The organism is Mesorhizobium sp. LHD-90 (genome assembly GCF_030929505.1).
Taxonomy (GTDB): domain Bacteria; phylum Pseudomonadota; class Alphaproteobacteria; order Rhizobiales; family Rhizobiaceae; genus Kumtagia.
In genome coordinates this window covers 103663-117637 of sequence record NZ_JAVFVV010000014.1, presented here as the reverse complement: position 1 = coordinate 117637, position 13975 = coordinate 103663, and the positions used below count along the sequence as shown (strand labels likewise).

Sequence of the window (13975 nt, the reverse complement as noted above, 5' to 3'; positions counted from 1 at the left end):
AGAAGTGCATGACCATTCAGGGTTGGAAGAACGTGCGCAAACCGAAGGGCGTTAGCACAGTCGTTACCAAGAATGGCAAGGTAAAACAGGTCGATCCGACCAAGACTTTTGCAACTGGCGCGATCTGCCAGAGAACACCATCGGCCTGCGAATAAATCCTGCGCGTTGGACTGGCACGCAAAACCACATCCTCAAAAGGAAAGCTGAAATGAAGAAAGTCGCGCTCGCGCTTATCGTGGTGCTCTCTTTGACCGCTTATGCCGCGTCAGACACTTGCGATCCGAACTACGATCCCTGCGTGCCGGTCGCCTCAGATGTCGATTGCGCGTCCGGCAGTGGCAACGGGCCGGCCTATGTACAGGGTCCGGTGCGCGTTATAGGCAGCGATATTTATGAGCTCGATCGCGACGGCAACGGCGTGGGGTGCGAGTGACTACCAACAGCTTTATTGCGCCGGGTATCACGAACTTTGCGCGCGATGGCAGCAGCCGCCCAGCAACGAACAGCCTATCTGGATGACGATCATCCGCGGCGTCCTATTCGTCGTGTAGTTCATTTTCGCGTTATGGCTGAACGCCGACCAGCCCTGACGGCAAGCCCGGATGTCGCAATTCCTACGATCCATCGTGGTGGCTGGTGCACTTCTGCGCGATACGTCGGGTCGCTTCCGAACTTCCGAAAGACCGTTGTGCGATGCTCAGATCGTGTGTTCTTGGGCTTGCAGTCGGGCTTCACGTCACCGCAAGCGTGCGACGCGCCACAAAATGGATCTAAAGGCGAGCCACCGAGCATACCTTCCCCCCACTCCTGCGTCCGTGGCGGTAGATAGCAAGACTTCGGCATAACCGAGCAATACCGCATAGTACCAATAGTGCAGGCACGTAGGACGCATCACGTCACACGGCCAACTTGCCGACGGGAGTACGTTCTCGCGCCTTTGTTACAGCGGGCCCCTGCCACTCGCGGGTTGCACGATGCTTCTGCTCGATCGCACAATTTTCGCTGATTCTGAGTTGCGTTCCACTGCCAGAAACTTGTTGTTTGCCGCCAAATGGCTCAGGTGCAAGCCAGGGTAGCTGCCACGACCTTGCAATGATGAGCGATCCTTCCGATTTAGGCGCCGACGCGACAGCCTGACAGGTCGCCGGCATTCCAAAAATATCCAAGCATCCCAGCCCTGACTCGATGTCGGTTCGTGGCGATGCATGACCAGGGAACAGACATGGCAGAACCGGCATTCGCCGCTGTGACGAAGGGCAATGAACTGAGGACAGCGTTCCGGCAGTGCACCGGCGCGCTGCTTGGTGTCGGCGTCCTTTCCGGCGTGATCAACCTCCTGGGCCTCACCGGCTCGCTCTTGTACCGGCAAGTCAATCGGCCTAACTGGATCGTAGGATCATCGATGCTCGTCTATGGGGAACGTGGTCAGGTCCTGCGGGGGGCTTTAATGGAATTCGCCGAATTGTTTTCGGCTCGCAATCGAATTGTGCGTTGTGTTCTAGCAGTCCTGTTGGCAACAGCAACGTCGTCTAGCAACGCACATGCTGAGACCTTGCCCCAACGTGTGGGAAGTATTGCCGGGCGCGCATCCGTCGTCGATGGCGACACAATCGAAATCCATGGGGAACGCATCCGCTTCAACGGGGTCGACGCTCCGGAATCCTCGCAGCTTTGCCTGGATGCAGGGGGCAGGAAATACCGCTGCGGATCCATGTCGGCAAATGCTCTCGCTGACTTCCTCGGGCAATCGACGCCCACCACCTGCGAACTTGTCGAGCGCGACCGCCACGGCCGCTTCGTAGGCAACTGCTACCGTGCGGACGGTACAAGTGTCCAGGAATGGCTCGTCTTGAACGGCTTTGCCCTCGATTGGGAGCGCTACAGCGGCGGAGCCTACGCGAAACTGCAGGAAGACGCGAGGTCCAGGAATTCCGGCTTGTGGTCCGGTTCTTTCGAGAACCCTTGGGACTGGCGCGCAAACAAGCGTGTGCCTGCCGCCGCTGTGCCACTGTCCGCCCAGGATGGCGGCGGCTGCAGGATCAAGGGCAACATCTCCGCCAGTGGCGAACGCATCTACCATGTTCCCGGACAAGAACATTATGCCCGGACGGGGATCTCCGAAAACAAGGGCGAGCGGTGGTTTTGCACCGCGGACGAGGCGGTATCCGCAGGCTGGCGTCCTGCAGCCCGATAGGAACCGAAATGCCGCTTGACGCGGCAGCCTCTGGAAACTCCAACAAAAAACTCGCGGGTGAGCATTTGTCAAAAAGATTTGAGAGCTTGAACAAGCTCAGGGACAAATTCCTTGAGGCAAACCATGATTTCAGGTCCGGAACACAAGTGTTCTCGAGCCTAAACGTCGACAAGGTGGCGAAAGACCTCGAGCTTGTCGAGGAAGGCAAGAAACGCGGCGCGCAGGACCTGCCGCCGAAATCCGCCAAGTCATACGACGACGTCGAACTCACCGTAACCGAGAGAATCGAGGACGAAAAGAAGGCCGCCCAGCACAATCTCGAGGACAGCCTGCAGCTGTTTGCGGGACGGCTGGCAAGCCTGGACTTCGAAGACCAGTTCGGACTAATCAACCTGGCGAACTCGTCCAGCGTGTCGGATTTCAAGGCGGAAGTGGCAGTCGGCGTCGATGAGCTGCACGGTCTGAGAAGGGCGCTGAACGATGCGGAGCGCGAACATTCCTGGTTCAAGGAAAAGCATAAGCTAATCCGGGCCGCCCGAATGCCTGAAGGCGGCGCGCACCTGTTCAGGGTTTCCTTGCTGGTGCTCCTTTTCCTTATTGAAACCGCGATGAACGGCAGTTTCCTTGCCAAGGGGAACCAGCAGGGTTTCTTCGGTGGCATCATTGAGGCTGCGGCATTCTCCTTCGTAAACATCGGCATCGCTTTGCTGGCAGCAATTTTCTGCGCCAAGCTCGTCGTCCACCGATCCGTATTCGCCAAAGGGATCGGGGCCACCTTGCTAACCACTTACGGAGCACTGGCTGTCGCAATCAACCTTGCACTGGCCCATTACCGGGAAGTCAGCGGAACGCTCGCCGAAGGGGCCGGCAACCTTGCCGTCAGCAACATGATCGCGGCGCCGGCCGGACTGACGGACATCAAATCGTGGCTGCTCTTCATGATAGGCCTCCTGTTCTCGGTCATTGCATTCATCGACGGGTGGTTCGTCCTCGACCCTTATCCCGGCTACGCCGGCGTCGAAAAAAGGCGCAACGCCGCAAGGGAGAACTACAAGGACGGGAAAGGAGAACTCATCGAGAGGCTCCAGGATGTCCGCGACGAGCACAACAGCAAGGTCGAGGAAATCATCAAGGGTCTCGGGGCGAGACAAAGGGAACACCGCGCGATCGTCGAGCACAGGGCGAAGCTGGTCACGCTTTTCGCACAGCACCAGGACCAGCTCGATAGGGCCTGCAACCAGCTTCTGGCTAAATACCGCGAAGCCAATGTGCAAGCGCGGAAAGACCCCGCCACGGTCCCGAAATACTTCTCCAACATATTCAACCTCGCCAGGATCAAACCAAAGATCACGTCGGACGGGGAATGGGGCGACAAGGAGTTGTCAGCATCCATCCGGGATGCGCAGGCACGCCTCAACGAACAGGTCCGCCTGATCGGCAAGGAGTGCGAAAACGGCATCGCGGCATATCAGGAACTCGATAGGCTTCACCCGGACAAGATCGATGGCTAGGCGCTACGGCAGAAAAAAGAAGAAAACCAACATCGGCACGATATTGGGGGCAAGTGTCCTGGGGTTGCTGTCCCTTGGGATGATGGCTGGCTTCGGCTGGATGTGGTCCCGGACAGACGACACCGTACTCGTGGAGGGCACCAACTGCCCCGCAACAGGCGCGACCAGCGCCACGGTTGTCATCTTCGATGCGACTGATCCGATCTCGCCCACGACGTTGACCGACCTAAAGAACCAGTTCAGGGGCATCGTCGACAGTGTCGGGAAGGGAGAGTACCTGAGGGTGGTCAGCCTGACGGGAACGCCGGGCGAAATCCCGCTCATGTTCGACGGCTGCAATCCGGGCAACGGCTCCGATGTCGACAACTGGACAGGCAACCCGGAAATGAAACGGAGAAAGTGGGAAGAGGCGTTTGACGAACCGCTCGACAAGCTGCCCGACACGATCGCCAACGGGACGGAGGCAGCGCAGTCGCCAATCATGGCTGCGATTCAGAAGGTGAAACTCACAGTCTTTGATGGCGAACTCGGAGCCGGGCGGCCGAACAGGCTGTTTTTAGCCTCCGACATGATCGAGCACACGGACCTCTATTCCCAATATAAATCGGGACCCGATTACGAAAAATACCTTGGGAGTCTTGCTGCCAAGGAGTACCGGACACCGCTCGCCGACGTGGACGTCTCGTTGTTCTATATCGAGCGGCCCGACAGGAAGTTCGATGCAGCGGACCATGCAGAGTTCTGGAAACAGTGGGTGGAGCGGCAGGACGGCAACTTTGTAAGCGTTATCAGGCTGGCAGGCCTCAACCTGGCGGGGACCGACGAATGAGATCAAAGAAACCGCGGAGATTTCTGTCCCATCCCCATCTGCCGACCGCGGTTTTCGCGGCCTTCATCATCGGCGGGTGCTTTTTCATCGCGATCGCAAAACTGATCTTGCAGGTAAATCCCTTCCTGTCCATGACAGTCCCGATCCTCCTGATGGTTGCCTACCTGACCCTGTCCATGTTTACGGGGAAGCTGCGGCTGCATGACGAGCAGACTGGCGACAACCTCTATTACATGGGCTTTCTGTATACGCTGACGAGCCTCGGCGTCTCGCTCTACCTGTTCGGCTCCGACGGCTCGACGGAATTGGTCGTGAGCAACTTCGGCATCGCGGTCACGTCCACGATCGCGGGCATCGCCCTTAGGATCCTGTACAACCAGATGAGGCGCGACCCGGCAGACATCGAAAGGTCGGCCCGCCATGAACTTGCGGACATGACCAGACGCGTCCGCGCGGAAATGGAAAACGTTACGAGGGAATTCGCCGACTTCCGCCGTGTGAGCAACCAGATGCTGGAGGAAGGCTTCGACGAAATCGCCAAGCAGGCCGAGCGCAACGGGGAGCACATCAGGAAAATCCTCGACACGATGGCCATGGAAGCAATCAAGCCCGTGCAAGAGGCGTCGGCAAAGCTCGGCGAGGCCATGCAGGGCAACTTCGACCAGATTGAAGGGCAATTCTCTGCCATCTCCAAAAAGGTCGAAACGGCGGGAGAACTCCTGGGGAAGGCGAATTACTCAATGTCGTCCTCGGTCAACCGTCTGGGCGAGCAGGCGGATGCCGTCGCGGCCAAGCTGGAACGGGTAGTGGTGCCGGACGAGGTCCTGAAGAACGATCTCGCGCCCATGGTGAAGGCCCTCGGCAATGCGGTCGCCCAATATGCGGTCAAGACCGAGACGGCATCGGTGGAACAGCAGTCGCGAATGATCGACATCGACAATGCGGTGCGGGGGATTGCCGAAAACACCTCTAAGGCCGTGCAGGTGGTGGCGGAGAACTCCGGGAAGGCTGCGGCTGCGGCCGAGAAGACCGCCGAAGCCGTGGCCAACCAGCAGCGCCTAACGGAAGCGCTGGTCAGGGTGGTGCAGAAGCAGAGCCAGGACACCAACGAACTGGTTGCCGAGCTCGTTGCCAAACTGCAGCCCAGCGCGGCCGAACAGGCTCAGGCTGCGCCTGCAGAACCAATGCGGCACAGTTGGTGGAAAAGCCGATGAGCGACACCTCCGTCAACTACGAGCGCAAGGGTTACGGCCGCGGCTTGATCCTTGGTCTCACGATGGCCGAGACGATGCTGCTGCTCGTCTTCTGCCTCCTTCTGGCGGCTGGGGCGGTCATCGCGAAAGAAAAGAAGGAAGCCGAAGAGGCCTTGAAGGCCAAGGAGACAACAATAGTACTGCTTACGACGGCGGAGAAGAAAGCGGCACTGGCCGAAGCCAAGGCCGCAAGGGCGGAGGCGGACCACAAGCGCCTTCTCTCCGAGATCAAGACCATGATGGAGCGGTCTACGGGCCGCAGGGTGCCCGACGAGCAATGGCGGGAACTGGTCTCCGCCAAGCAGGCCGTCGCGGCGATCGAGGAATCCGGCCTGACGGTTGAGGAAGCCATCGAGCACGCTCCGGCGGCAAAGGTCATGAAGGAAAACGCCATAGACATGGAAACGGCCAAGAAGCTTGTTCCTGCCGTCAAGGAACTCTCGGGGCAGGGAATAACCGCCGAACAGACGCTAGCCATGGCCACCTCCATGGTCGTCCTCCGCGACAAGGGGTTCGCCGACAAGACCGACCCCGCCACCGAATTGGCTGCAGCCCTGGACAAGGCCGCGGAAGGGAATGCGACCCCGCACCGGTGGCCGCCCATCATCAGCATGAGCGAACTCGAGGGCTACAACTTCAAGGTCGGCAGCGCGGAACTCTCCGACAATTTCAGGATCAAGCTGCGCGAGAAAGCCTCCGAGATCGCCAACACGGCCGAGGAATACGGTGTCGACATCATCGAAGTGATCGGACACACCGACGAACAGGCGATGTCTGGATCCGTATCCAACATGGACAAGGGACTGAAGCCCGTCCTGGACGGCAAGAAGCCCGTCGGCTCCCTGCATCCCGCCGACAACGCCGGTCTCGGCCTCGCACGCGCCATTTCGGTCGCAGAACTGCTAGAAAGCCTTCCCGAAATCAAAAGCCAGAAATTGACTGTCCTGCCCATGTCAGGTGGCCAGTTGATCCTTCCCGGAGACCAGCTTACCGACGGGGTACAGTCTGGGGATGTGAAAGCGAGGCGGCGGATCGAAATCCGGGTCCGCAAAAGATCGGAGCGACAAACGACGAATGCCGTCCTTCCGCAGCCTCGCGACGGATAGCGTTGAAATCCGCATGTGTTTCGGCGTGCAAAATTGGGTCAGACTCAATCTCGCTGCATGGGAGGGTGATGTCGCGCAAATTTCGAGAGGGAATCAGCGCGATGGAACAGAGATTTGGGTCGACGAGGCTGGCGCCGGCGGGGTTGCTCGTCGAGCATGCCGAAATCAACACGGATTGTGTATTTCTTGACGTGCGCGCTACGGCGCTTTCGGCAACGTGCCCGTGCTGCGGGACGAGTTCACGCCGGACCCAGAGCCGATATATGCGGCAAGCCGCCGATCTGCCCATCGCTGGCCTGCGGGTGGTCTTGCGGGTGACGGTTCGCCGTTTCTGGTGCGACGCCGTTCTTTGCCGCCGCCGCATTTTTGCCGAACGGTTTGGCGCCGGTGTATTGGGCCCGTTGTCGCGAAGAACCGGACGCCTTGAGACCATCGTTCATCACTTGGGTCTGGCGCTGGGCGGAAGGCCTGCCGCAGCCTTTGCCGATCGCCTGAGGATGCCAGTGAGCAACGATACCCTGTTGCGTGTCGTGCGCCGGCGGACTGGGCAGCCGCGCGATAAGCTCGCCACTATTGGGCATCGACGACTTCGCGTTCCGGCGCGGCCAACGATACGGGATGATTGTCTGCGATCTTGTGGTGACGCCTTCCCGGTTGAGTTCGGCGAACGCCGGTTCGAGATAGAGCGTGTTCCCATGGCAGCGCCGTACGCCTTGAGCGAGAGCTCGCCATGCAAAAGCTGGTTGGCGATCGCCGCACCGACCACGCAACTCATCGCGAACGCAAGGGTGCTGTTGAGGTGGACCCGCCTTGCGAGACAGTTTGGCGGCCTGGCTAAGGTGGATCGGGGTTGTTTCTACGCCGCCAGTTGCTCCGTAATTTCTGCCGTAGCTTAGACCTCATCGGGTGTCCTGCCGCCGAAGGCTGAGTGCGGCCGTCGACGGTTATAATTCAGGCGCCGCTCGGCCGTCGAACCCATCGGCCACACCAAGAATGAGCATCGCATGGGCCGAAACCACCTCGCCATTCGACCGGCGATGCGATCAATGCCGTTCTCGCCGCCGCCGGCTTCAATTTCTCTCTCCTGCTCCACTGGCTCAGGCTTTTGTCAGCCTTTTTGAAGGCCCTCATCTCAGCTGTGTTCAATCCGAAATATCAACCAATCTCAGCCTGACGCCAATCTTCACGGGCGACAGCTTTCGTCCAGAAAAGGCGGACGCCATTATCTTCGCCGAGCGCCTAGCGATAACGGTCAGCTTTCACCACCTCCTCGCCGGGCATGAACGATGAGGTTCCCGGACCATGTCGAGAGGCCCTAAGCATCCTCGACGAGATCGAGGCCGCCAGCGTCGAGCCTTTCCCGTCCTTGAAAAGCCCGAGTGCCCTCTGCCGACTTTGCTCGTCGCCAACTTGGCGAAGAGCAGATTGACCGGGTGAAATCCTTGTCCAACTCGGCAGCGTGTTGACTATCGGTTGCGCCCACCATACGGGACGAACATGTCTTCCGGCGGGGTGGTCTCGCACCCAGCCACGAGAAGCAAAGCCAACAAAGCGAGACACGCGCACAACACGGAATTCATCTCGATCTCCTTTGGTTTCGGGGCGCCTAGCGGCGCTGGCTTGAGGCTGCGGAGGGGATGAAAATCCAGACTGGAGCGGCAGACTGCCAAATGTCAAGCAGCCTTGTCGGCTGAGCGCTTTTCCCCACCTGACCTTCATCACTCAGCGCCGCGGCGGCTTCATCCAGTCGGGTGCGGATGACGGCCACGGCATCGTTGATCGCCGGCTGAAGCTCGGCCCGCGCCTGAGCCTCGAAGACAGCCAAGGCCGGCTGGCGCGCGGACATCACGCCCCCTAAGTGTCGCTTTCCATTTAATTATGCGAATCGGACGTCAACGATTTCAGCAGGTTGCTCGAGCAGTTAATTTGAGAACGGGCATTTAATTTGATAATCCAACTTGGATTTTGTCACTTAATGTGAGAATGAGATTTGCGATGGTTTTCCTCGCGAACCTGCTATGAGCGATCCATTTCCAGACGAGATTGACGACGTACTTTGGGATGAAGCATGCCGACGGGGTGATGCGATCCGCATCTTTCTGGAGCGCAATCCTGACGGCGCGACGGCAGGAGATGTGGCGGAACTCGCGGCCAGGCTCGGCGGTTTTGTTGCAACGGCTGAATGGGAGTGCAAAAAGGTCCGTCCAAGGCCAATTATGCGGCAAGAATTTCGAACTGCTGTGCCAGGGACGGATTCGGATTGAAGGCGTATCTCGCCTGACGTTTGCGCATCATGTGGACCATCTCGATGCCGGACAGGATGATCGCGGCTGAAGCCTTTGATTTGAAGCCAAGCATTGGCCCGACGCGGCGCTTGATGCGCCGATGGTCCTGTTCGATCCGGTTATTCAGGTATTTACTCTTGCGGATCCGGATCGGCTTCAGCCGGCGCCGAGAGCGATCCTGCAAGCGATTTGTGACGTCACAGGAAACGATTGCCTCCTGGTTGGTCTGGCTGCCGTCGATGACGACGCGGTCGGGACGGCCATGACGTGTCAGCGCTTTTCTCAAGAACCGCTTGGCCGACGGCAGGTCACGCTGCTCGCTGAACCAGAATTCGACCGTGTCGCCGACACTGTCGATGGCGCGGTAAAGGTACATCCACTGGCCGCGGACCTTGATGTAGGTTTCGTCGATATGCCATTTGCCGGTTACGCTCCGCTTGCGCCGGTTGAAACGCTCCAGCAGCAGCGGTGCGAAACGGACGGTCCAACGGTGAATGGTCGTATGGTCGACGGCAATGCCCCGCTCGGCCATCATCTCTTCCAGATCACGCAAGCTCAGACTGTAGGCCAGATACCAGCGCACGCAAAGCAGGATCACTGACTGGTCGAACTGGCGGCCCTTGAACATTTGATCCTCCGAAAATGTCAGCGGCTCTCCTGACACAGTGCCGGTATTCAAAACGTTGCAACACAACCTGTCGTCGTCGGACCACGCCGCAGTGCAGCTCGCCGACCTGATCGCCGGCACCGCCGTTGCCGTCGCGGCCAATCAAGGCGACGAGAGTTATCGGCAGCTTGCAGAAGCGATCCAGCCGCACCTCAGCGACGAGTGTATCCTTGCAGATTTCGATATCATCGACCTCGCGGGAGACGAGGCCCCTGTGAACATGCTGGTGCTAGAGGCACTGGCAGATCGGGCCGACCGAGGCATGGATTCCCTCATCGGCATGGAGGCCGTTTACGCCATGGCCAAGGCGACCCTACCGGAGTTTCGCCGGCAGGTTGCTTCGAAAGAGCAGGGACCAGCGTCGCCGCAGAGGTTGCCATGAACTCGCGAGGATTGAGGATGCGCGACGCTCGATGGCGGCCGCGCCCAATCACCTAGTCGCCTGCAAAGTCGACAATGAGTTCGCCTTCGGACTTCGGCTTGCGCAAAACATTCAGGGTTGGAAGCACTTTCCGCAGCTTCGAATGCGCCTGATAAACATCCACATCGCGTTGCAGGTTCAGCCAGAACTGCGCGGTGGTGCCCGTCACCTGGGCCAGCCGTAACGCCATTTCCGCCGTTATAGCGCGGCGTCCATTGATGATCTGGTTGACGGAAAACCGCGAGACCTGGAGCGCCGACGCCAGCTGGTCCTGGGTGATGCCGAGCGGACCAAGAATTCGGTCGCGAAGAACTTCACCGGGCGCGACCGGAGGCGCGGGCACATAGCGACCCTGGTCGAGCGTCATGCGGCCACCCTCCGATCGGTCAGTGCCTCTCGAACTTGATTTCGAACGGCCCCTCCCCTTCGACCCAACGAAAGGTCAAATGCCATTTGCCTTCCACCTCGACGCCTAGGCGCCCGGGCGCGTTCTTGAAGCGCAGGATTGGCCCGAAGATTCCCACGTCCTGCAAGCCGCGTGCGGCCACGAGTGGCCGCAGAATCTTGTGCGCCTTCACTGAGAGATGCTGATCGAGGCATGGTGCGAACCGCGTCCAGTATATTTCTTCCGTAACTTCGTCTGCGAAGCGTTCCATGTTCCAACCTCCGGGGGGCCGTGGCAAAAGCCGCGGGCACCCGATCGGCGCCCGGGCGTCGATCGATGGAGGCAGGAGGAGGAGGTGTGCCGGTACGCAGCTGAAACGCCAGCACCCATTCGCGGGTTTGAGGCGATGCCAGGAGGGGCAGGCCGGCCGGTCTGTACTTCCATTTGATCCGGATCCGACTCGCAATCTCCTGCGTCAGGGAACAGCGGATATCGGTGAGGAGCGACGTGCTCGAGTGCTCGGTGAACTCATCGAGCCTAGTGAGCAGCCTCTGAGAGATCTCGCGAATGGCGCGTTGGGAAAGCGCTTCTTCCATCCGCCCGATGGTGCTCGACCGATGTTGTCCATCGACAATAAAAAGCCTTTCGATACCGACCGAAGCGATGCGTGTCAGGATTTCCGAGGCGCTCGGGAACGGGTCGTCGGGCTTGGCGCTATCGATGGACGACTGGACGAGTTCTGTGAGACAGAACGACGGACTGGCCGACCTGAGGTCGTCCGTCTGCCGAATGATGTCGAAGAGCTTCCAGAACTGGCGTTGCGACGGTGCTGCGACATCCCGATCGAGCCAGGACGTTAGATTGCCCCGGAGTGACGAAACGATATCGGTTCCGATCCAGTCGATCTGGGCGCGGCGGGCAGAGGCGTCCAGGATAAGCGCCGACGTCGCCGGTTCGTCCGGTTGCAGGCCTGCATGAACGCAAAGCTCCACAGAAAGCGGACCCGACTTCGGACCGCTGGGGTAGATGTGAGGGGCGAGGATGTCAACCCACTGTCTGATCGCTCTATCCATCGACATCATGTAATGCACATCATTACACAATGCAAGCCAGCCTTTCGCCGAGGGCCCAAGCTCTGTGGGTGTTTGGCAATCACCGCCTTCGATAGGCGGCAGTGGTGACGATCCAACGTCGGCCGGCGGGCTTGACCTGTTGGAGACTCCGGTTACGGCGGAGAGCAGGCCGTCCGACTACACAGCGACCTGGGCGACGTTAGAAGCTTCTATCGCAGCCTGTACCTCGGCATAGAGTTCGGCGTTGATCTCGCTCGCATCGATCTCGACGATCAACGCGAATCGAACTGACCTCTCATTGGGATCCGGGATAGCTCGCGTCTTCCACCATCCCGCCACTGGGTGGACGGCTAGCAGGTTACGACGGGCGAGATCGGAAGCCGGACAGGTGAGCTCGTCAATCTGCAGCGAGCCGACGTCGCGGCGATTGCGACCGAACGTCCAGCCGTCATTTTCATCGATGGCCGGCCCCTCGGGTTCCTCTCCGACCTTGCTGATGCGAGCAATGAACGCGGCCCTGTCCTCGTTCGGCCGGTTCAGCTTGAAACGCAGATTGTGAGATGCGTAGCGAAACTTCGAACCGCGCGCAGGCTCGGATGGATTGGGCGCGATAAAGGTGCTGAGGGCAACCCTCAAGGTGACGGGACGAGCGATCAGCGCCCGCAACGCCTCGACCGGCCAGGGCAGCTCAAACAGACGCATCTCATTGTGGACATGATCCGCGCCCCCCGTGTCGCTTTCGCGGTAGGGCGTGATCCTGTCCTGCACAATCAAGGTCAGTGCGTTGGAGGCGCTTCGGCGGGCGCGCTCCATGTCCGGCACGCCGTAGCCGTAACGTTTGAAAAGAGGACCGTAGTGGCCTTTCCCCGGATTTGCGGGCAGATGGGAGCGCATCTGGGGGGTCCAACGGGCCGAGGATACGAAAAGGGCGCGGATCGTCTCGGGCCAAAGCTCCGGGTAGTCGGCCCAAAGCTCGGTGATTGCCCGGGCCGCAAGTGCGGTCGCGGCGCTGGTCTCGCCCACGGTCGTGAAGGCTCGAAGGGGGTATCGACGATCGGTTGTCAGCAGCGAAAGAGCCGAGTGTTTCATCGGTGGCGGCGGGCCATTGACGACCCAGTTGCCACCCTCCATCACCACGTCCGGCTTGATCGGCCAGTGCGACGACCAACTCGCGGTTCTCGAGGATGGGGCAAGGTCGCCAGTCGGTGCAAGGGGCGTGCCGGGCTCACCAGCCGGGAGGACGTTCTTTTCGGTGTAGGCACCAATGCAGATCGGATTCCATGCCTGCGCCGGCGACTCGACCTCATTGTCGGGATGGTCGCAGATGGGAAGATAGTCGTTGTTGCCAAATCTGTTCTGGTCGCTGTTCCCAGCCGACACCAGTAGCAAGCGAGGCGTCGTGACGTTTCCGGATACGCCGGCTACCAACTGGTCCAGCTCGCTCGACCACGATGTGGGGGCACCGTCATGCGGCGTGTCGTCCTCGGTGGTGCTGGCAAGGGCGAATGTCCGGCGACGGGCGCCTGCCGTCTCGGCCGCGTTAACGCCGGCCCGGGTCATCGCACCGAGAAGTTGATGGGGATTGTGGCCTGCGTCGGGAATGATCTTTGCCGATTCCAGGCGATGGCGAAGCTGGATCGTCAGCATGGACTGAAGCGCCGGCGTCAGATCGCCGAACAGGGATAGTCCGCCCAGCTGTGTGCCATGGCCGACCATGTCCTCGATCCCCCAAGCGGGATTGGCGGCGTGCCGGTCCGCTGCGGCAAGTGCTGGTTCGATCAGCGGATGTGCGCGGCTGACACCGCGATCGAGCAGCGTCACATAATTCGGGTCATCGATGGCCTCATAGGTCGTCCGGCCGAGCAGATCGTCAACCCAGTCGGCCTGCTCGTCCGGATCCATCGCATCGAAATAGTCAGCCGTGACCGTCGGCGCGGCGAGCGCACGCACGCCGGCGAGACGCCGAACCGCCAAAGCGAGCGCGCCGCGCGTAGCTGTTGCGATGACCACCAAGTCTTCCGGAAATTCGAGACGGTCAGCGCTTATCGCAAGATCGAGCTCCGGCGCGCCGGCGATGAACGCTTCCGCTTGCGCCTTGTCGAGCCAGACTTCCCACGGCACGGCTCCATTCTGATCCGGGAACCGTTGCAGCGGGCTGCGCCACAAGGCGCGCAGTCCGGCCTCTACGATAGCGCCGATGCTCTGGACCAGATCCGCGTTATACGGGGTCAGAACAAGAACTGCTCGAAAT

Annotated in this window: 12 protein-coding genes and 2 pseudogenes; 9 read left to right on the top strand and 5 right to left on the bottom strand. The window is 60.0% G+C overall.

Annotated elements, in window-relative coordinates; all coding sequences use genetic code 11:
• Positions 1 to 208 precede the first annotated feature (208 nt).
• The 8 genes and pseudogenes from RB623_RS20095 to RB623_RS20060 all read left to right on the top strand — a co-directional run.
• Positions 209 to 433 (top strand): hypothetical protein, encoded by a 225-nt coding sequence (locus RB623_RS20095; RefSeq protein WP_308058734.1) that lies wholly within the window; start codon positions 209 to 211, stop codon positions 431 to 433.
• A gap of 789 nt (positions 434 to 1222) precedes the next feature.
• Positions 1223 to 2194, top strand: coding sequence for a thermonuclease family protein (locus RB623_RS20090; protein WP_308058733.1), 972 nt, complete (start codon positions 1223 to 1225; stop codon positions 2192 to 2194).
• Positions 2195 to 2202: 8 nt separating this feature from the next.
• Positions 2203 to 3705, top strand: a complete 1503-nt coding sequence (locus tag RB623_RS20085; RefSeq protein WP_308058732.1) for a hypothetical protein — start codon at positions 2203 to 2205, stop codon at positions 3703 to 3705.
• A complete protein-coding gene (locus RB623_RS20080) occupies positions 3698 to 4534 on the top strand; it encodes a hypothetical protein (protein WP_308058731.1) in 837 nt (278 codons plus the stop codon). Before RB623_RS20085 ends, RB623_RS20080 begins: the two co-directional genes overlap by 8 nt.
• Complete coding sequence (locus RB623_RS20075; protein WP_308058729.1) at positions 4531 to 5748, top strand: hypothetical protein; 1218 nt, start codon at positions 4531 to 4533, stop codon at positions 5746 to 5748. The genes RB623_RS20080 and RB623_RS20075 overlap by 4 nt, the downstream gene beginning before the upstream one ends.
• Positions 5745 to 6893, top strand: coding sequence for an OmpA family protein (locus RB623_RS20070; protein ID WP_308058728.1), 1149 nt, complete (start codon positions 5745 to 5747; stop codon positions 6891 to 6893). Before RB623_RS20075 ends, RB623_RS20070 begins: the two co-directional genes overlap by 4 nt.
• A 101-nt stretch (positions 6894 to 6994) precedes the next feature.
• Positions 6995 to 7529, top strand: a pseudogene (locus tag RB623_RS20065) (transposase family protein); the annotation flags it as partial.
• 317 nt (positions 7530 to 7846) lie between these two features.
• Positions 7847 to 8067, top strand: a pseudogene (locus tag RB623_RS20060) (IS5/IS1182 family transposase); the annotation flags it as partial.
• Positions 8068 to 8499: 432 nt separating this feature from the next.
• On the opposite strand, the gene RB623_RS20055 reads toward RB623_RS20060, so the two are convergent.
• A complete protein-coding gene (locus RB623_RS20055) occupies positions 8500 to 8739 on the bottom strand; it encodes a hypothetical protein (protein WP_308058727.1) in 240 nt (79 codons plus the stop codon).
• Positions 8740 to 9107: 368 nt separating this feature from the next.
• Positions 9108 to 9806, bottom strand: coding sequence for an IS6 family transposase (locus RB623_RS20050; RefSeq protein WP_308058726.1), 699 nt, complete (start codon positions 9804 to 9806; stop codon positions 9108 to 9110).
• Between the two features lie 37 nt (positions 9807 to 9843).
• Here RB623_RS20050 and RB623_RS20045 point away from each other — a divergent pair, with 37 nt between their 5' ends.
• Complete coding sequence (locus RB623_RS20045) at positions 9844 to 10227, top strand: hypothetical protein (protein ID WP_308058725.1); 384 nt, start codon at positions 9844 to 9846, stop codon at positions 10225 to 10227.
• Positions 10228 to 10279: 52 nt separating this feature from the next.
• Here the strand turns inward: RB623_RS20045 and RB623_RS20040 are convergent, their stop codons facing one another.
• The 3 genes from RB623_RS20040 to RB623_RS20030 form a co-directional block, all read right to left on the bottom strand.
• A complete protein-coding gene (locus RB623_RS20040; protein WP_308058724.1) occupies positions 10280 to 10633 on the bottom strand; it encodes a HigA family addiction module antitoxin in 354 nt (117 codons plus the stop codon).
• A gap of 19 nt (positions 10634 to 10652) precedes the next feature.
• Entirely contained in the window at positions 10653 to 10922 is a 270-nt protein-coding gene (locus tag RB623_RS20035; RefSeq protein WP_308058723.1) for a hypothetical protein, read from the bottom strand.
• Between the two features lie 979 nt (positions 10923 to 11901).
• Entirely contained in the window at positions 11902 to 13890 is a 1989-nt protein-coding gene (locus RB623_RS20030; protein WP_308058722.1) for a S8 family peptidase, read from the bottom strand.
• Positions 13891 to 13975 lie beyond the last annotated feature (85 nt).

Excerpts from the sequence above, each read along its gene's own strand:
- RB623_RS20095 (WP_308058734.1), top strand. The coding sequence starts at position 209 with ATGAAGAAAGTCGCGCTCGCGCTTATCGTGGTGCTCTCTTTGACCGCT.
- RB623_RS20090 (WP_308058733.1), top strand. The coding sequence starts at position 1,223 with ATGGCAGAACCGGCATTCGCCGCTGTGACGAAGGGCAATGAACTGAGG.
- RB623_RS20085 (WP_308058732.1), top strand. The coding sequence starts at position 2,203 with ATGCCGCTTGACGCGGCAGCCTCTGGAAACTCCAACAAAAAACTCGCG.
- RB623_RS20080 (WP_308058731.1), top strand. The coding sequence starts at position 3,698 with ATGGCTAGGCGCTACGGCAGAAAAAAGAAGAAAACCAACATCGGCACG.
- RB623_RS20075 (WP_308058729.1), top strand. The coding sequence starts at position 4,531 with ATGAGATCAAAGAAACCGCGGAGATTTCTGTCCCATCCCCATCTGCCG.
- RB623_RS20070 (WP_308058728.1), top strand. The coding sequence starts at position 5,745 with ATGAGCGACACCTCCGTCAACTACGAGCGCAAGGGTTACGGCCGCGGC.
- RB623_RS20055 (WP_308058727.1), bottom strand. The coding sequence starts at position 8,739 with ATGTCCGCGCGCCAGCCGGCCTTGGCTGTCTTCGAGGCTCAGGCGCGG.
- RB623_RS20050 (WP_308058726.1), bottom strand. The coding sequence starts at position 9,806 with ATGTTCAAGGGCCGCCAGTTCGACCAGTCAGTGATCCTGCTTTGCGTG.
- RB623_RS20040 (WP_308058724.1), bottom strand. The coding sequence starts at position 10,633 with ATGACGCTCGACCAGGGTCGCTATGTGCCCGCGCCTCCGGTCGCGCCC.
- RB623_RS20035 (WP_308058723.1), bottom strand. The coding sequence starts at position 10,922 with ATGGAACGCTTCGCAGACGAAGTTACGGAAGAAATATACTGGACGCGG.